This is a genomic window from Paenibacillus pedocola (assembly GCF_031599675.1).
Taxonomy (GTDB): domain Bacteria; phylum Bacillota; class Bacilli; order Paenibacillales; family Paenibacillaceae; genus Paenibacillus_AQ; species Paenibacillus_AQ pedocola.
Window position 1 is genome coordinate 701,053 of sequence record NZ_CP134223.1, and the last position, 16,946, is coordinate 717,998.

The following is a 16,946-nucleotide window of genomic DNA, read 5'->3' on the forward strand; positions in this document are numbered from 1 at the left end:
GCTGGGAGGAAAAATCCCAGCAAATGTGAATGGAGTGATTTGGAGTGGTACCTTCAGAAGCAGGTAAGCAGTATGATCAGGAACAAGAAACAGCTGGGCCTTCTAATGGAAAAGGAAGCAGCCGGATTTTCTTTTTAGCTATCGTATTTATGTTCTGGTTCTCTTCATATATTTATGTTCCGGTACTCTCACCGTATGTGGAGCATCTCGGTGCTTCTTATATCATGGTCGGTGCGGTACTTGGTGTGTACGGGCTGATGCAGATTCTGTTCCGGCTGCCGATCGGCATCGGGTCGGATTATCTGAACCGGCGGCGGCCGTTCATTTATCTGGGCCTGATTGCTAGCGGCACGAGTTGTCTGATCTTTATGGCAGGCGCAGATCCGGTATGGGCACTGGTGGCACGCGCTGTGTCAGGGATTGCAGCCTCCGCATGGGTTGTGTACTCGGTAATGTTTGCTGGGTATTTTCCCAAGGAGGAAGCGGGGAGAGCGATGGGGATGCTGCAGTTCACCACCGTCATTGCCCAATTATCCAGCATGATGATCAGCGGCTACATGGTTGAGCATTGGGGCTGGAGCACTCCTTTTATAGCCGGAAGTATCGTAGCGGTACTTGCTATGCTGCTTGCGCTGCGTTTACCTGAACAGAGACAGGCGAAACGCGAAGGCGGGATCCGGCTCAGAGACCTGGCGGGTGTAATCAAGGAACCGCTGCTGGTCAAAGTCTCGCTATTGTCCGTTCTGGCGCATTGTGTTCTCTTCATTACCATGTTCGGCTACACGCCGAACCAGGCGCTTGATATAGGTGCGAGTAAGGAAAGCCTCGGCTGGTTAACGTTATCTTTCATGGTGCCGCATGCTGCAGCCACACTTTATGGCTCACGGATGTTTGGCAGGCTGCTCGGGGATAGAGGGACTCTGCTGCTGGGTTTTGCCGGGAGCGCGCTGTTTACCCTGCTGATCACGTCCATGCCGACGCTTGCGGCGCTGTGTGCGACACAGGTGGGGAACGGTTTTATGCAGGGGCTGATTTTTCCATTGCTGCTGGGCAAGTCGGTAGCAGGAGTAGAGTCGTTTAAAAGGGCTACAGCGATGGGCTTCTATCAGGCAGTCTATGCATTTGGCATGTCAGGAGGCCCTTTTGTGGCCGGGTGGATGAGTGCTGCCTATGGGCTCAGAGGCGGTTTTTGGCTGGGCGGATTTGCTGCGGCACTGGCTGCGGTATTATCCTGGGTATGGATTCGTGAGCCCGCAGCAGCTTCCAAAAAGCTTCACAGAGCGGGGTAGATACTTTGCAGCTAATGTGAGGATTATTGGTTTTTTGAGGCAAAGGGGAATATAATAGGAAGTAGATAGGATGCAAGAAGGAGGGGCCGGAAAGATGGTCAGGGGCGTGCTGCTGTGGTTTGTGCTAATTAATATCATCGCTTATGTGGTGATGTCCGAAGACAAGAATAAAGCCCGCGCGCGGCGCGAACGTGTGCCGGAGAAGACGCTGTTTCTGCTGGCGTTTATGGGCGGCGCACTAGGTATATGGATTGCGATGTACCGCAAACGGCATAAAACAAGGCATACTTCCTTCCGGATCGGAATTCCGCTGCTGCTGCTGCTTAACATTCTGCTGTATGGGTATTTTTTAAGATAGTGTTTGGGAAATGGCTACTGGTTACACAAAACAGAAAGAGGTGGCGTATATGTTATTCTCTAAAATTTTGCTCGCCTATGACGGTTCAAAAGCTTCCAATCAGGCATTGGAGCGGGCGATCGAACTGGCTAAGGTAACTCCCGGTTCCTCCATTTACGTCGTACACGCATTCGAATTCCCGCGGTTTTTCATCGGGGAAGCTCTCGCGCCTCTGCCGGCTTCAGTGAACAAGGATTATTATGATTTGGCAGTGCAGACCACCGAAGAAGTGAAGGGACGTCTGGAAGAGGAAGGTCTGAATGCGACTGTTGAGTTGCTGCAGGGTTCTCCTGCTGAAGTGATTCTGAATTATGCCAAGGAGCAGAATGTGGATGTTATTGTCATCGGCAGCCGCGGACTTGGGGGAATACGTGAATTTGTCCTGGGCAGCGTAAGCCATAATGTGGTACAAAGCTCCCGGATTCCGGTACTGGTCGTAAAATAATAGAGGGTTAGCGGGCGGGACGCTTAGGTGTTCCTCCCTTTTTTCTATAGTTCTACAGGAAGCATAAACGTGGAGAAAGAGGCCATCCGCTGTTCGATTAGTCATTTTCAGGAATTTGATTGTGCCCAAAAGCGAACATTTTGACGGATGGAAATAACAATGTTCGTGTTTAAGTTGACACGAAGTGTAGGGCATTGTTAAACTGAACCTATGAAGAGCTCGTATAAAACCGGGAATAGGGCCCGGAAGTTTCTACCCGGTAACCGTAAATTGCCGGACTACGAGGAAATAGGATGACTAGAACAGCTCTTAAGCGCCGCTCCGGTATCCGGGGCGGCGAGCTCTGCGCTTGACTCTATCTCCGCCTCTGGCGGATAGCGGAGCAGTCCTCTCCTGATTCCTGCAGTAGTCTGGGTCCACCCGCAGCAAAATGCGTCTGGAATCCGGGCTTTTTTTTTCGGATTTATGGAAAACTAGTGTGAAACGGGACAACTTAAAGTAAATGAGTTTCTATATTGAGCGGAAGGTAGGTTGAAACATGTCTTTGCAGGTTGGGGTTATCATGGGCAGCAAAACCGATTGGGAAACGATGGAGCATGCCTGTGCCGTGCTGGAAGAGCTGAAAGTTCCGTATGAGAAAAGAGTCATCTCTGCACATCGTACGCCGGATCTGATGTTCCGCTATGCGGAGGAAGCGGCAGCACGTGGCCTCCGGGTTATTATTGCCGGAGCGGGCGGTGCAGCACATCTGCCGGGCATGGTCGCGGCAAAGACGATTCTGCCCGTTATCGGTGTGCCGGTGCAGACCAAAGCACTGAACGGCCTGGATTCGCTGCTATCTATCGTACAGATGCCGGGAGGGATCCCGGTGGCCACGGTGGCGATTGGCCGTGCCGGGGCAACCAATGCAGGGCTGCTTGCTGCGCAGATCATCGGCGCCTTTGATCCGGAGGTACAAGGCAGGGTGCAGCAGCGTCGTGAGGCAATAGAGCGCGAAGTGCTGGAAAGCAGCGATAGCTTATGAGGCAGGAAGAATTGAGGGCCGGCGCTTTGGATGCAGCCCGCACGCTGCTGCCGGGCCGGACGACGATCGGCGTGCTCGGCGGCGGCCAGCTCGGCCGCATGATGGCGCTGGCCGGCAGCGCCATGGGGTACCGCTTCGTGGCGCTGGACCCTGCGTCCGATGCGCCCTGCGGGCAGGTAACGCCGCAGATCACCGCGGCTTACAATGACCGCGGCGCGGCGCGGGAGCTGGCGCAGCGCGCGGACGTCATCACGTACGAGTTCGAGAACGTCGACGCCGGCGTAGCCGCCTTGCTGACGGAGGAATCGTACGTGCCGCAGGGCAGCGAGCTGCTGTATACGACGCAGCACAGGCTGCGCGAGAAGGCCGCGATCGAGGCTGCGGGCGTGCCCGTTGCCCCGTACCGCAAGGTCGGCAGCCTGGCGGAGCTTACCGCCGCGGCTGCCGACCTGGGCCTGCCCTGTGTGCTAAAGACCGCCACAGGGGGATATGACGGCAAGGGACAAGCCGTCATCCGCCAGACAGAGGAGCTGGAAGCAGCCTTCCGGCAGGTCGCACCCGGTGCAGAAGCGCAGCACGGCGAATCCGAAGCGCCTGAGCTGGTGCTGGAGAAATTCGTGAAATTCAAGTGTGAAATTTCCGTCATTGCCGCGCGCAGCACCTCTGGTGAAGTGAAGAGCTTCCCGCCGGCGGAGAACATCCATGTGGACAACATCCTGCACCTGTCCATTGTGCCGGCACGTGTCTCCGAGGAGATCCAGCAGCGGGCCTGCGGGTTAGCCGAACGGCTGGTGTCCGGACTGAATGCAGTCGGACTGCTGGCTGTGGAGATGTTCGTTACGGAAGATGGGGAATTATTCGTCAATGAGCTGGCTCCGCGGCCCCATAATTCGGGGCATTATACTATGGACGCCTGCATGACCTCGCAATTCGAGCAGCATATCCGGGCGATCTGCAACTTGCCTCTCGGTGAGACTACACTGCTTACGCCGGTGGTCATGGTGAATGTGCTTGGACAGCATTTAGACGGAGTGATTCAGCGGACCGGACATCCGGATGAAACGGCAAAACGGCTTGGGATTGCTCCCAAGCTTCATATATATGGCAAGACCGAGAGCAAAAACGGCCGCAAAATGGGCCATATCAACCTGCTCTGCAAGGATACCGGCGACGGATTGTCCTGGGTAGAGCAAACTAACCTTTGGAGGAACTGAACAGATATGATCGAACGTTACAGCAGACCTGAGATGCGGGCCATTTGGACCGAAGAAAATAAATTCAATGCGTGGCTTGAAGTAGAAATTTGTGCTTGTGAAGCGTGGGCTGAGCTGGGAGTTATTCCGCAGGAAGATGCCGCCAAGCTGCGTAAGGATGCGAAATTTGATATTGACCGTATTAATGAGATCGAACTTGAAACCCGCCATGACGTAATTGCCTTCACGCGTGCCGTATCGGAGAGCCTGGGTGCAGAACGCAAATGGGTACATTACGGCCTAACCTCCACAGACGTTGTGGATACGGCACTCGGTTACCTGCTGCGTCAGGCGAACGAGATCCTGGAGAAGGACATCATTAATTTCATTGAGATCCTCAAAGATAAAGCAGTGGCTTATAAAGATACCCCAATGATGGGACGTACCCACGGTGTTCATGCTGAGCCAACAACCTTCGGTCTCAAAATGGCATTGTGGTATGAGGAAATGAAACGGAACCTGGAGCGCTTCCGTCATGCCGCTAAAGGCGTTCAATTCGGTAAAATTTCAGGTGCAGTCGGCACCTATGCCAACATCGACCCGTTCGTGGAAGAATTCGTCTGCAAGAAGCTGGGAACCAGCCCGGCTCCGATCTCGACACAGACGCTGCAGCGTGACCGCCATGCTGAATATATGGCTACACTTGCACTGGTAGCAACATCGCTCGACAAATTTGCCACCGAAATCCGTGCTCTGCAAAAGAGCGAGATCCGTGAGGTGGAAGAGGCTTTCGCCAAAGGTCAAAAAGGCTCCTCCGCAATGCCGCACAAACGTAACCCGATCGGCTGCGAAAATATTTCCGGCCTGTCCCGCGTGATCCGCGGCCACATGGTTACAGCTTACGAGAACGTGCCGCTCTGGCATGAGCGCGATATCTCGCACTCGTCAGTAGAACGGATTATCCTGCCGGATGCAACGATGCTGCTGAACTACATGCTAAACCGCTTTGGCAACATCGTGAAGAACCTGACCGTGTTCCCGGAAAATATGAAGCGCAACATGAACCGCACCTTTGGCGTTCCGTTCTCGGGCCGCATCCTGACCAAGCTGATCGACAAAGGCTTCAGCCGCGAGCAGGCATACGATACCGTGCAGCCGCGTGCGATGCAGGCCTGGGAAGAACAGACCCAGTTCCGTGATATCGTCGAAGCTACTCCGGAGATCACTGCTGTGCTTAGTCCGGAAGAAATCGACGATGCCTTCAATCCTTCCTGGCACCTTAAGCATGTGGACACCATTTTCCGCAAGCTGGAACTTATCTAATTATTAAAAGGTAAGTTAGTGGTGAACTAAAGAGCTGAAGAATAATACGGGCGAGGCGCCGGGCAGCTTTTTCTGAGAAGCGAAGCATCAGGGGAAAGTGGAATAGGAGGTTGGGTTAAAGAGGAACGGAGAGAAATTTTGGAACTGGAGAAGCGTCAGCGTTCGCCTTTATGGTTGAATTTCTACCGCAGCTAGCGGTTTAAATCAGGAAATTCAAACATAACAGCGATCGGAAGTCCAAATATTTGTTGCAGTGATCCTATTAACCTGAAGGAGTATTTCAGTTTCTGTCGATTCGAAGCGAAGGAATAAAGCGTCTCAGTGCTTCCAGCTCAAGTATATAAGCAAGATCATTCGTTCAAGGGAGGAAAGGTCATGACATACCCTGCCGTTTCCACGGCTGTGGATCTCGTAAATGCACCGCTGCTCTATAAAGGAAAGGTTCGCGAATTGTACGATTTGGGGGAGCATGTACTGATCGTCGTTACGGACCGGATCTCAGCGTTTGACTATGTGCTCGACCCGGCGGTGCCGGACAAAGGCAATGTGCTGAACCGGCTAAGCGCCTTCTGGTTCGGCCAGACCAAAAATCTTATTGAAAACCATGTGGTACACATTGATGTGGATCAGCTCGGAGACATTGTACGGGACCGCGAGGCACTCAAAAACCGCGTCATGGTCGTACGCAAGGCGGAGCGGATAGATATTGAATGTGTGGTGCGCGGCTGCATTACAGGCGGAGGCTGGCGTCAGTATCAGGAGACCGGAAAAGTTAACGGTATTGAGCTTCCCAAAGGACTGCGCAAAAACGCAGTGCTGGCGGAGCCGATTTTTACCCCTGCGGCTAAAAATGATGTAGGACACGATGAAGACATTCCTTTCGAGCAGATGCAGGAGCAGATTGGTGCGGAACTGGCGCTTGAGCTGAAGGAGAAAAGCCTGAAGCTGTTTGCTTTTGCCAGAGAATATTGCAACGAGCGCGGCATCATCCTCGCGGACTGCAAATTCGAATTCGGCCTGCTGGACGGTAAAGTGATTTTGATCGATGAGATTTTTACGCCGGATGCTTCACGCTTCTGGGCTAAAGATAAATATGCGCTGGATATTGAAATTGACAGCATGGACAAGGAGCCGGTCCGGACGTATCTCTCCGCATCCTCCTGGGACAAGAACAGCACGCCGGATCCGCTGCCGCCTGAAGTGGTGGAAGAAACCAGCCGCCGTTACTTGGATATCTATCACCGTCTTACCGGCAAGGATTTATAAGCCAGTCTTTATGTAGGCTAACCGCAGTATAAGCGCTAATTGCACTTTTACAGTTAATCGGATGTCTCTTGTGGATGAAGGCCTTAGTCGGCTCATTAAATTTTAGGAGGAACTACAAGCGTATGTTAAAAGCGACAGTCTATGTCACCATCAAGAAAAGCGTGCTCGATCCCCAAGGTGTAGCAGTGCAGGGGGCGCTGCATTCGGTAGGTTTCCAGGAAGTCGAAAGTCTGCGCATCGGCAAATACATGGAGCTGACTCTCGATACGGACAACCGCGCTGAAGCGGAAGGACGCCTGAAGGAAATGTGCGAAAAGCTGCTGGCCAACACGGTGATCGAGGATTACCGCTACGAATTGGAGGACTAAAAGTCATGAAATTTGCTGTACTTGTCTTTCCAGGCTCCAATTGCGACATTGACTGCTACAAAGCAGTAGAGGACAGCCTTGGTGAACCTGTAGATTATGTGTGGCATACCGCGACTGACTTGTCGGCGTATGACTGCATTCTCGTGCCGGGCGGTTTCTCTTATGGTGACTATCTGCGCTGCGGCGCGATTTCCCGGTTTGCTCCGGTAATGGCCGAAGTGGCCAAAGCGGTGGAGCAGGGCAAATTCGTGCTCGGCATCTGCAACGGGTTCCAGATTCTGACCGAAGCGGGGCTGCTGCCAGGTGCACTGCGCCGTAATATGTCCATGAAGTTCCGCTGTCATGACACGGTGCTTAAGGTCGTTAATAACACAACCCCGTTTACGGTTGATTATGCGAAGGATGAAGAAATTGTTATTCCGATCGCACATGGCGAAGGCAATTATTACTGTGATGAAGAGACTTTGGCATCGCTCAAAGCAAACAATCAGATCGTATTCACATACAAGGGCAACCCTAACGGCTCGGTAGCCGATATTGCGGGGATTAGCAACGTCGCAGGCAATGTAGTAGGCATGATGCCTCACCCGGAACGCGCTGCGAACAGCCTGCTGGGTTCGGAAGACGGCAAACGGATGTTTACATCCATTCTCAAGACATGGAGGGATCGTTATGACGCAGCAAGTATCCGCTAAGGAGCCGACCGCAGAGCAAATCGCGGAGCAGAAAATCTACAGTCAATTCGGAGTATCGGACAGCGAATATGAGCTCATCACTTCTTTCATGGGGCGCAAGCCTAACTATACCGAAATCGGCGTATTCAGCGTAATGTGGTCCGAGCACTGCGCTTATAAGAACTCTAAGCCGCTCCTTGGACGTTTCCCGACAAGCGGTCCGCGTGTACTGATGGGTCCGGGCGAAGGTGCGGGCATCGTGGATATTGGAGACAACCAGGCAGTTGTGTTCAAAATCGAAAGTCATAACCATCCTTCGGCTGTTGAGCCTTATCAGGGCGCGGCGACAGGGGTGGGCGGGATTATCCGCGATATTTTCTCCATGGGTGCAAGACCGGTAGCCCTGCTTAACTCCCTGCGTTTCGGGAAGCTTGAGAGCGACCGGGTAAAATATTTATTCGAGCATGTCGTGTCCGGGATCGCCGGCTACGGCAACTGTATCGGAATCCCGACTGTCGGCGGGGAAATTATGTTCGACAACAGCTATGACGGCAATCCGCTGGTTAACGCAATGTGTGTCGGACTGATTGATCATGATAAAATCCAGCGTGGTGTCGCCAAAGGTGTAGGTAACCCCGTGTTCTACGTAGGTCCTCCTACCGGACGCGACGGCATTCACGGCGCTACCTTCGCTTCTGTAGAGCTGAGCGAGGAATCCGAAGCCAAGAAAACAGCGGTTCAAGTCGGCGATCCGTTTATGGAGAAGCTGGTGATGGAATCCTGTCTGGAGCTGATCGACAGCGGCATCGTGCTTGGTATTCAGGACATGGGTGCAGCAGGCTTAACCTGTTCCAGTGCTGAGATGGCCAGCAAAGCAGGTAACGGGTTGGAGCTGTATCTGGATCAAGTGCCGCAGCGTGAAGAAGGCATGACGCCTTATGAAATGATGCTGTCCGAATCCCAGGAGCGGATGCTGTTCGTGGTTGAGCCTAAGGATGAAGCGCAGGCACAGGAGATTTTTGACCGCTGGGGCGTGATCTGCCGCAAAGTGGGCAAGGTAACGGATGACGGCCGCCTGAAGCTGTTCCATCATGGTGAGGTTGTCGGCGATATGCCGGTAACTGCGCTGGTAGATGAATGCCCAATCTACAAGAAGCCTTCGGCAGTTCCGGCTTATTATGAAGAGAATGCAAACGTAGATACCCTCCGTTATGAAGAAGTTACTGATCTCGGCGGTGCACTGCGCACGGTACTGGCTTCGCCTACAGTGGCAAGCAAAGCCTGGGTCTATAACCAATACGATTATATGGTCCGTACCAGCACGGCGGTTCGTCCGGGCTCCGATGCGGCAGTGGTTACGATCCACGGCACACGCAAAGGCCTGGCAATGACTACAGACTGTAACGGACGTTATGTCTATCTGGACCCTGAAGTCGGCGGACGCATCGCGGTAAGTGAAGCGGCCCGCAACATTGTCTGCTCCGGCGCTAAGCCGCTGGCGATTACGGACAACCTCAACTTTGGCAGCCCGGAGAAGCCGGAGATTTTCTGGCAGATGGAACGTGCCGTAGATGGTATGGCTGAAGCCTGCCGTGTGCTCGATACGCCGGTTATCGGCGGTAACGTCAGCTTGTATAACGAAAATGCTGCCGGCGCCATCTATCCGACCCCGGTTGTCGGTATGGTGGGTCTGGTTGAAGATACGGATCACATTACGACTCAAGCCTTCAAACAGGAAGGCGATGCCATTCTGCTGCTTGGCGTAACCAAAGCAGAGCTTGGCGGCAGTGAATTCCAATATGCCGTGCACGGTCTGACAGAAGGCCGTCCGCCGGCACTGGATTTGGCTACGGAACAGAAGCTGCTAGACGCAGTGCTCGGTACGATCCGCAGCGGTCTGGTCCGCTCGGCGCATGACCTGTCTGAAGGCGGCTTGGCAGCAGCACTGGCCGAGAGCTGCATCAGCGGCGGTATCGGTGCTAATGTGGAGCTGTCCGCTGGCGGACTGCGTCCGGATGTGGCGCTGTTCAGCGAAAGCCAATCCCGCATTGTGCTGACAGCAGCACCTGACCGGGCAGAAGAATTGAAAGCAGCCGTTGCTGCTTACGGCGTACCGGTGGAAATTATCGGAACGGTCGGCGGTGACAGACTGCGCGTATCCTTGGACGGTGCATCTGCACTGGATGAGGCTGTATCAGAACTCAAATCCGTTTGGGAGGATGCTATTCCATGTCTTATGAAGTAAAGACCGGGAACAAGCAGGAGACCCCCATCCTGTGGACCGGCGACTTTTACAATGAAGGAACGGGCTCGGGAGATATTTTTGACACGTTAAAAGAAGAATGCGGCGTCTTCGGGGTCTTTGGACACCCGGAGGCTGCATCCATGTCTTATTATGGACTGCATGCCCTGCAGCACCGTGGTGAAGAGAGTGCGGGCATCTGCGTAGCGGATGGCCGTGATTTCAACTATCACCGCGGTATGGGCCTTGTTAAGGAAGTCTTCGACAAGGACAAAATCGCTTCGCTGGTCGGCGACATGTCCATTGGACATGTGCGTTATTCCACCAGCGGGGACAGCCGGCTGACTAATGCGCAGCCGCTGGTCTTCAAGTACCGCGACGGCGATCTGGCGATTGCCACTAACGGCAATATCGTGAATGAGCCGCTGATCCGCAAGCAGCTTGAAATGAGCGGCTCCATCTTCCAGACCACCAGTGACACCGAGGTGCTCGCGCATCTGATTGCGCGTTCGCCGAAGGATTTTGTCGAAGCAGCTAAGGATGCGCTGCGTCAGCTCGTCGGCGGCTTCGCGTTCCTGCTGATGACTAACGACAAGCTGATCGTCGCCTCTGACCCGCACGGGCTGCGCCCGCTGGTGATGGGCCGCCTCGGTGAAGCGTATGTCTTCGCTTCGGAGTCGTGCGCGCTTGAAGTCATCGGGGCCACGCTGGTCCGTGATATCGAACCGGGCGAGCTGCTGGTGCTGGACAAGAACGGATTCCTGGAAGACCGTTTCACAGAACCTAAGCGCAAAGCACTGTGTGCGATGGAATATATCTATTTTGCTCGTCCTGACAGTGATCTCAACGGCTCCAACCTCCATTCCGCCCGCAAGCGGATGGGCAGCCGCATGGCACTGGAATCCTTTGTGGATGCGGATATTGTAACCGGTGTGCCGGATTCCAGTATCTCTGCGGCGATCGGCTACGCCGAGCAGACCGGTATCCCGTATGAGCTTGGGCTGATCAAGAATAAATATACCGGCCGGACCTTTATCCAGCCGAGCCAGGAGCTGCGCGAGCAGGGTGTTAAGATGAAGCTCAGCGCTGTGCGCCGCGTTGTCGAAGGCCAGCGTGTCGTCATGATCGACGATTCCATCGTCCGCGGTACGACCTCACGACGGATCGTTAATCTGCTGCGCGAAGCCGGAGCGCTTGAAGTGCATGTGCGGATCACCTCGCCGCCGTTCAAGAATCCGTGCTTCTACGGTATCGATACTCCGGACCGCCGTGAGCTGATCGCGTCTTACAAGACTATTCAAGAGATGTGCGAAGAGATTAACGCTGACTCGCTGTCATTCCTCTCACCAGAGGGACTGATCCAGTCCATCGGTGGCTACAGCAGCGAAGAGTATAAGGGTGGCCTATGCCTCTCCTGCTTCGATAACGATTACCCGACGCAGGTGGATTTCGGCGGGGAAGAGAAGGACGGCTGTTCCTGCTAGAAGGTAGGCATGCTCTCGCGAAGCGAGGCGCTTGGCTTCGCCAAGAGCGCCGAGCCACTGCCCCTGTGCAAGGCGCGAACTTCGGCTTGCGGCCGGGTTGTCCAGGTGGTTGGAAGCCATGGAGAGGAAGTTTGGAACTGTAGGAGCGTAGCGTTCGCCTTTATATTTGGATTTCTACCGCTGCCAGCGGTTTCAATCAGGAAATCCAAATATAACAGCGACCGGAAGTCCAAACATTCCTTGTAATGGCGCCCCATTAACCACCAGAGAATCCCTGCAGCCCCGAGACAGCGCTCTAAACTAATTAAAATGAGGTGTCCAAAAGTGTCGGAAGCTTATAAAAACGCCGGAGTGGATATTGCGGCTGGCAATGAAGCGGTAGAACGCATGAAGAAGCATGTGAAGCGCACATACCGTCCGGAGGTCATGACAGAGCTTGGCGGATTCGGCGCACTGTTCGGTCTTAATAAAGATAAATACGAAGAGCCGGTGCTGGTATCGGGAACCGATGGTGTCGGCACCAAGCTCAAGCTCGCGTTCGCGGCAGACCGCCATGACACGATTGGCATCGACGCTGTAGCGATGTGTGTCAACGACATCGTGGTACAAGGTGCAGAGCCGCTCTTTTTCCTGGACTATCTGGCTTGCGACAAAGTCGTGCCGGAGAAGATCGAAGCTATCGTGGCCGGAATTGCTGAAGGCTGCCATCAGGCAGGCTGCGCGTTAATTGGCGGCGAAACAGCTGAAATGCCGGGCATGTATGCTGCGGGTGAGTACGATATCGCCGGCTTTACGGTGGGTGTGGCTGATAAAGCCAAGCTCGTTACCGGTGCAGATATTGCACCTGGCGATACGGTAATTGGCCTCGCTTCCAGCGGGATACACAGCAACGGCTTCTCGCTGGTGCGCAAGCTTTTACTGGAACAAGCCGGCTACGACCTGAATGATGTCATTCCTGAGCTGGGCGCTCCGCTTGTGGATGTACTGCTTGCTCCGACCAAAATCTACGTCAAACCGCTTCTGGCACTGCTGGAGCAGCTTACGGTCAAAGGCATGGCGCATATTACCGGCGGCGGCTTCATCGAGAATATTCCGCGGATGCTGCCGGATAATGTGAACGTGGAGATCAACTATGGCTCCTGGCCGATTCAGCCAGTGTTCGGCTTGATGCAGAGCAAAGGCAGTGTAAGCAACCGGGATATGTTCACTACTTTTAATATGGGTATCGGCCTTGTCCTGGTTGTTCCTGCAGCGGATGGGGAACGTGCGCTTGAGCTGCTGAAGGCTAGCGGTGAAGAGGCTTATTTGATCGGCACCGTTACAGAAGGGGAACGTATCGTTACCTTTACGGGAGCTGAAGTGTGATGCAGAGCAGCCGGATCGCTGTGTTTGCCTCCGGGCAGGGCAGCAATTTTGCCGCACTGATAGAGGCGCAGAGAGCAGGACAGCTTGGCGGGGGCAGCATTGAGCTGCTGGTCTCCGACCGGCCGGAGGCGTTTGTGGCCCAAAGGGCGGAGGCTGCAGGCGTTCCCGCCCTCCTGCTGCGGCCGAAGGAATTCGGAAGCCGTGAGCTCTATGAGGCGGAGATCGTTGCCGAGCTGAAGCGCCGGGACATCGGGCTAATTGTACTCGCCGGATATATGCGGCTGATTACCCCGGTGCTGCTGCAGCCGTACGCCGGCCGGATTATCAACATTCATCCTTCGCTGCTGCCGGCCTTTGCCGGGAAAGACGCGATTGGACAGGCACTGGATTACGGGGTAAAGCTTACAGGAGTGACGGTGCATTTTGTCGACGGAGGCATGGATACCGGACCGGTTATTGCCCAGCGCAGTGTTGAGATAGAAGAGGGAGATACGGCCGAGTCGCTGGCGGAGCGGATTCATCAGGTGGAGTACGAGCTGTATCCCGAGGTCGTGGGTGCTTTTGCCGCCGGGAAGGTAGAACTGCACGGAAGACACGTTATTGTCCGTCAGTAGGTTTACCATAGGTGGAAAGGGCTTTGCAGGGACACTTAACTGAACTTATTGTCTTATAACTGCAGCTTTTTTCGACACTCTGCACATCATCCGCGGGTTCTGATATTTCTCGGGAAATATTGCACAAACATTTAGTTGTTGTCGGTTGACGGCTGTAGTGTCGATTATAGACCATTACAGTGTCGTATATATAACAAGAGGCTCTAGTCAATAATACTAATCTAGCATCATCCGGAGGAGGACTATTCAAGTGAGTATCAAAAGAGCGCTGGTCAGCGTATCGGACAAACAGGGCATCGTGGATTTTTGCCGCGAGTTGTCTGCACTAGGCGTAGAAATTATCTCTACAGGCGGCACTAGCACACTTTTGGCTAAAGAAGGCGTACCGGTTATCGGTATTTCCGATGTAACAGGCTTCCCCGAAATCATGGACGGACGCGTCAAAACGCTGCATCCTGCTGTACATAGCGGCCTGCTTGCGGTTCGTGACAATGAGGAGCACACACGGCAGATGACCGAGCTTGGCCTTGACTACATTGATCTGGTAGTGGTTAATCTGTATCCGTTCGCGGAGACTATTGCCAAACCGGATGTATCGTACGAGGAAGCGATCGAGAATATCGATATCGGCGGACCGACGATGCTGCGTTCAGCGGCGAAGAACCATGCCTTTGTCAGTGTGGTTGTGGATGCGGCTGATTATGCTAATGTGCTTGAAGAAGTGCGTGCAGGCGGGGATACAACGCTTGAAACCCGCAAACGTCTTGCAGCAAAAGTGTTCCGCCATACGGCGGCTTACGATGCCCTGATTGCCGATTATCTGGCTAATGTGACCGGTGAACCGCTGCCTGAGCGCTATACAGTGACTTATGAGAAGATCCAGGATCTGCGTTACGGGGAGAACCCGCATCAGAAGGCAGCATTCTACCGCAAGCCTCTGGCGGCGCAGGATACGCTGACCGCTGCCGAGCAGCTGCACGGCAAGGAACTGTCCTATAACAATATCAATGATGCCAACGCGGCGCTGCAGATCGTTAAGGAATTCGAAGAGCCTGCGGTTGTGGCCATTAAGCATATGAATCCATGCGGCGTAGGCGTGGGAACAAGTGTATATGAGGCTTATCAAAAAGCTTACAACGCTGATCCGACCTCGATCTTCGGCGGAATTGTTGCCGCGAACCGGATCATTGATGCGGACACTGCCAATCTGCTTAAGGATATTTTCCTGGAAATTGTTCTGGCACCGGGCTTCACTGAAGAAGCGCTGGAAATCCTGACGAAGAAGAAAAATATCCGACTGCTCAAGATCGGTAATCTAAGTGCCGCAGCGGCGCGCAAGAGCAGCTTTGTTGTGACCTCCATTGAGGGCGGGATGGTTGTGCAGGAGAGCGACGTGCACTCCGTGAATCCGGATGACCTGCAGGTCGTTACGGACCGCAAACCTACAGAAGAAGAGCTCAAGCAGCTGCTATTCGGCTGGAAAGTGGTTAAGCATGTGAAATCTAACGCCATTGTACTGGCAGCGGATGATATGACGGTCGGTGTTGGTGCAGGCCAGATGAACCGTGTCGGCTCTGCGAAGATTGCAATTGAACAGGCTGGAGAGAAAGCCAAGGGCGCAGTGCTGGCTTCCGATGCCTTTTTCCCGATGGGCGATACGCTTGAACTTGCTGCAAAAGCAGGAATTACCGCTGTAATTCAGCCGGGCGGGTCGATCAAAGACGAGGAATCGATCAAGGTTGCCAATGCATACGGAATCGCTATGGTCTTCACCGGCGTCCGCCATTTCAAACACTAGAATTACTCGGGGAGGATTTCATTTCAATGGATATTTTAGTGGTCGGCAGCGGCGGCCGGGAGCATGCGATCATCTGGAAGCTGTCCCAAAGCCCCTCAGCCGGTAAAATCTACTGTGCACCCGGCAATGCCGGGATTGCCCAGCTGGCGGAATGTGTGCCGATCGGTGTATTTGAGTTCGATAAGCTGACTGCATTTGCCAAAGAGCGTGAAGTAGGACTTGCGGTCATCGGTCCCGATGATCCGCTGGCGGCAGGAATTGTCGATGCGTTCGAAGCGCAGAACATTCCAGTCTTCGGTCCGCGCAAGAATGCGGCTGAAATTGAAGGCAGCAAAACGTTCATGAAGGATCTGCTCCACAAATATCATATTCCGACAGCAGCCTACGAGAAGTTCAGCGATTATGAAGCTGCGCTTGCCTATTTGCGCGGGCAGGGACTGCCGATTGTTATCAAGGCCGATGGCCTGGCTGCCGGCAAAGGGGTTACTGTTGCGTATTCGCGCGAGGAAGCCGAGCAGGCGCTGCGTGATATTATGGTGGCCAAGGTGTTCGGCGAAGCAGGCGCCCAGGTCGTGATTGAAGAGTTTCTGGCAGGACAGGAAATGTCGATTCTCGCTTTTGTCGACGGGGAGACCGTTCGCCCGATGGCGGCTGCGCAGGATCACAAGCCAATATTCGACGGTGATAAGGGGCCTAATACAGGCGGTATGGGGACTTATTCCCCCCTGCCGCATATTGATGAAGCCATAATCCGTGAGGCGGTCGAGACGATTATTGAGCCTACGGCCAAAGCCATGGTAGCGGAAGGCCGTTCCTTCAGCGGCGTGCTGTTCGCAGGCCTGATGATTTCACCGGACGGCAAGCCGAAGACGATCGAGTTCAATGCGCGATTCGGCGATCCGGAGACACAGGTTGTGCTGCCGCGGCTGCGGAGCGATCTGCTGGAGATCTTTTTGGCGGTAGCTGAGGGCAGACTTGCAGATATCGACATTGAATGGAGCGATGAGGCGGCTGTCTGCGTGGTCCTGGCCTCCCAGGGTTATCCGGGGACTTATCCGAAGGGTGTACCGATTACCGGTCTTGCGGATGCCGGAGACGGGCTCGTATTCCATGCAGGAACGGCGCGGGATGAGGAAGGGCGCTGGATCACGAACGGCGGACGTGTACTTGGTGTGGTAGGCAGGGGGGCGAATATTGCCGAAGCCCGCAATGCAGCATACGCAAGCGCGGATAAGATTCAGTTCGCAGGAAAGCAGAACCGCAGTGATATTGCCATGAAGGCGCTGATCTGAGGATAAAGAACTGCAACCTAGCAAATTTTTACGCTATTAGTCCCAAAAAAGGACTGACAAGTGATAGAAGAAGTGCTATAATACAACACGTACGGGGGAAAATGTGCGGATATATACAGATAAAGGGTCTTTCCTTTCATGGAAAGGCCTTTTTTAAATCAGTTTTTTACGT

The 16,946-nt window shown here is 54.0% G+C and carries 15 protein-coding genes and 1 riboswitch; all 15 genes read left to right on the forward strand.

The window, feature by feature from the left end:
• Positions 1-44 precede the first annotated feature (44 nt).
• The 15 genes from QU597_RS03065 (at position 45) to purD (ending at position 16,774) form a co-directional block, all read left to right on the forward strand.
• Positions 45-1,289 (forward strand): MFS transporter, encoded by a 1,245-nt coding sequence (locus QU597_RS03065; RefSeq protein WP_310831314.1) that lies wholly within the window; start codon positions 45-47, stop codon positions 1,287-1,289.
• 94 nt (positions 1,290-1,383) lie between these two features.
• Positions 1,384-1,647, forward strand: coding sequence for a DUF1294 domain-containing protein (locus QU597_RS03070; protein ID WP_310831315.1), 264 nt, complete (start codon positions 1,384-1,386; stop codon positions 1,645-1,647).
• Between the two features lie 49 nt (positions 1,648-1,696).
• Positions 1,697-2,131 (forward strand): universal stress protein, encoded by a 435-nt coding sequence (locus QU597_RS03075; protein ID WP_206103087.1) that lies wholly within the window; start codon positions 1,697-1,699, stop codon positions 2,129-2,131.
• A 199-nt stretch (positions 2,132-2,330) separates the two neighbouring features.
• A riboswitch (purine riboswitch) is annotated at positions 2,331-2,432 on the forward strand.
• A 237-nt stretch (positions 2,433-2,669) separates the two neighbouring features.
• Positions 2,670-3,155: a 5-(carboxyamino)imidazole ribonucleotide mutase gene (gene purE, locus QU597_RS03080; RefSeq protein ID WP_310831316.1), complete on the forward strand. Its 486-nt coding sequence runs from the start codon at positions 2,670-2,672 to the stop codon at positions 3,153-3,155.
• Positions 3,152-4,369: a 5-(carboxyamino)imidazole ribonucleotide synthase gene (gene purK / locus QU597_RS03085; protein WP_310831317.1), complete on the forward strand. Its 1,218-nt coding sequence runs from the start codon at positions 3,152-3,154 to the stop codon at positions 4,367-4,369. The genes purE and purK overlap by 4 nt, the downstream gene beginning before the upstream one ends.
• Positions 4,370-4,375: 6 nt before the next feature.
• Positions 4,376-5,671: an adenylosuccinate lyase gene (purB, locus tag QU597_RS03090; RefSeq protein WP_310831318.1), complete on the forward strand. Its 1,296-nt coding sequence runs from the start codon at positions 4,376-4,378 to the stop codon at positions 5,669-5,671.
• 375 nt (positions 5,672-6,046) lie between these two features.
• Positions 6,047-6,937: a phosphoribosylaminoimidazolesuccinocarboxamide synthase gene (locus QU597_RS03095; protein WP_236337204.1), complete on the forward strand. Its 891-nt coding sequence runs from the start codon at positions 6,047-6,049 to the stop codon at positions 6,935-6,937.
• A 122-nt stretch (positions 6,938-7,059) separates the two neighbouring features.
• Positions 7,060-7,305, forward strand: a complete 246-nt coding sequence (gene purS, locus QU597_RS03100) for a phosphoribosylformylglycinamidine synthase subunit PurS (protein ID WP_019913657.1) — start codon at positions 7,060-7,062, stop codon at positions 7,303-7,305.
• Between the two features lie 5 nt (positions 7,306-7,310).
• Complete coding sequence (gene purQ / locus QU597_RS03105; RefSeq protein WP_310831319.1) at positions 7,311-8,000, forward strand: phosphoribosylformylglycinamidine synthase subunit PurQ; 690 nt, start codon at positions 7,311-7,313, stop codon at positions 7,998-8,000.
• Positions 7,978-10,224, forward strand: a complete 2,247-nt coding sequence (gene purL / locus QU597_RS03110; RefSeq protein ID WP_310831320.1) for a phosphoribosylformylglycinamidine synthase subunit PurL — start codon at positions 7,978-7,980, stop codon at positions 10,222-10,224. Before purQ ends, purL begins: the two co-directional genes overlap by 23 nt.
• Positions 10,209-11,705, forward strand: coding sequence for an amidophosphoribosyltransferase (purF, locus tag QU597_RS03115; protein WP_310831321.1), 1,497 nt, complete (start codon positions 10,209-10,211; stop codon positions 11,703-11,705). Before purL ends, purF begins: the two co-directional genes overlap by 16 nt.
• Before the next feature lie 324 nt (positions 11,706-12,029).
• A complete protein-coding gene (purM, locus tag QU597_RS03120; RefSeq protein WP_310831322.1) occupies positions 12,030-13,070 on the forward strand; it encodes a phosphoribosylformylglycinamidine cyclo-ligase in 1,041 nt (346 codons plus the stop codon).
• Positions 13,070-13,684: a phosphoribosylglycinamide formyltransferase gene (purN, locus tag QU597_RS03125; protein WP_310831323.1), complete on the forward strand. Its 615-nt coding sequence runs from the start codon at positions 13,070-13,072 to the stop codon at positions 13,682-13,684. The genes purM and purN overlap by 1 nt, the downstream gene beginning before the upstream one ends.
• Positions 13,685-13,934: 250 nt before the next feature.
• Positions 13,935-15,482: a bifunctional phosphoribosylaminoimidazolecarboxamide formyltransferase/IMP cyclohydrolase gene (gene purH, locus QU597_RS03130; RefSeq protein ID WP_310831324.1), complete on the forward strand. Its 1,548-nt coding sequence runs from the start codon at positions 13,935-13,937 to the stop codon at positions 15,480-15,482.
• Positions 15,483-15,508: 26 nt separating this feature from the next.
• Positions 15,509-16,774: a phosphoribosylamine--glycine ligase gene (gene purD, locus QU597_RS03135; protein ID WP_310831325.1), complete on the forward strand. Its 1,266-nt coding sequence runs from the start codon at positions 15,509-15,511 to the stop codon at positions 16,772-16,774.
• Positions 16,775-16,946 lie beyond the last annotated feature (172 nt).

Coding starts and splice junctions, on each gene's coding strand:
- QU597_RS03070 (WP_310831315.1), top strand. CDS start 1,384: ATGGTCAGGGGCGTGCTGCTGTGGTTTGTGCTAATTAATATCATCGCT.
- QU597_RS03075 (WP_206103087.1), top strand. CDS start 1,697: ATGTTATTCTCTAAAATTTTGCTCGCCTATGACGGTTCAAAAGCTTCC.
- purE (WP_310831316.1), top strand. CDS start 2,670: ATGTCTTTGCAGGTTGGGGTTATCATGGGCAGCAAAACCGATTGGGAA.
- purK (WP_310831317.1), top strand. CDS start 3,152: ATGAGGCAGGAAGAATTGAGGGCCGGCGCTTTGGATGCAGCCCGCACG.
- purB (WP_310831318.1), top strand. CDS start 4,376: ATGATCGAACGTTACAGCAGACCTGAGATGCGGGCCATTTGGACCGAA.
- QU597_RS03095 (WP_236337204.1), top strand. CDS start 6,047: ATGACATACCCTGCCGTTTCCACGGCTGTGGATCTCGTAAATGCACCG.
- purS (WP_019913657.1), top strand. CDS start 7,060: ATGTTAAAAGCGACAGTCTATGTCACCATCAAGAAAAGCGTGCTCGAT.
- purQ (WP_310831319.1), top strand. CDS start 7,311: ATGAAATTTGCTGTACTTGTCTTTCCAGGCTCCAATTGCGACATTGAC.
- purL (WP_310831320.1), top strand. CDS start 7,978: ATGACGCAGCAAGTATCCGCTAAGGAGCCGACCGCAGAGCAAATCGCG.
- purF (WP_310831321.1), top strand. CDS start 10,209: ATGTCTTATGAAGTAAAGACCGGGAACAAGCAGGAGACCCCCATCCTG.
- purN (WP_310831323.1), top strand. CDS start 13,070: ATGCAGAGCAGCCGGATCGCTGTGTTTGCCTCCGGGCAGGGCAGCAAT.
- purD (WP_310831325.1), top strand. CDS start 15,509: ATGGATATTTTAGTGGTCGGCAGCGGCGGCCGGGAGCATGCGATCATC.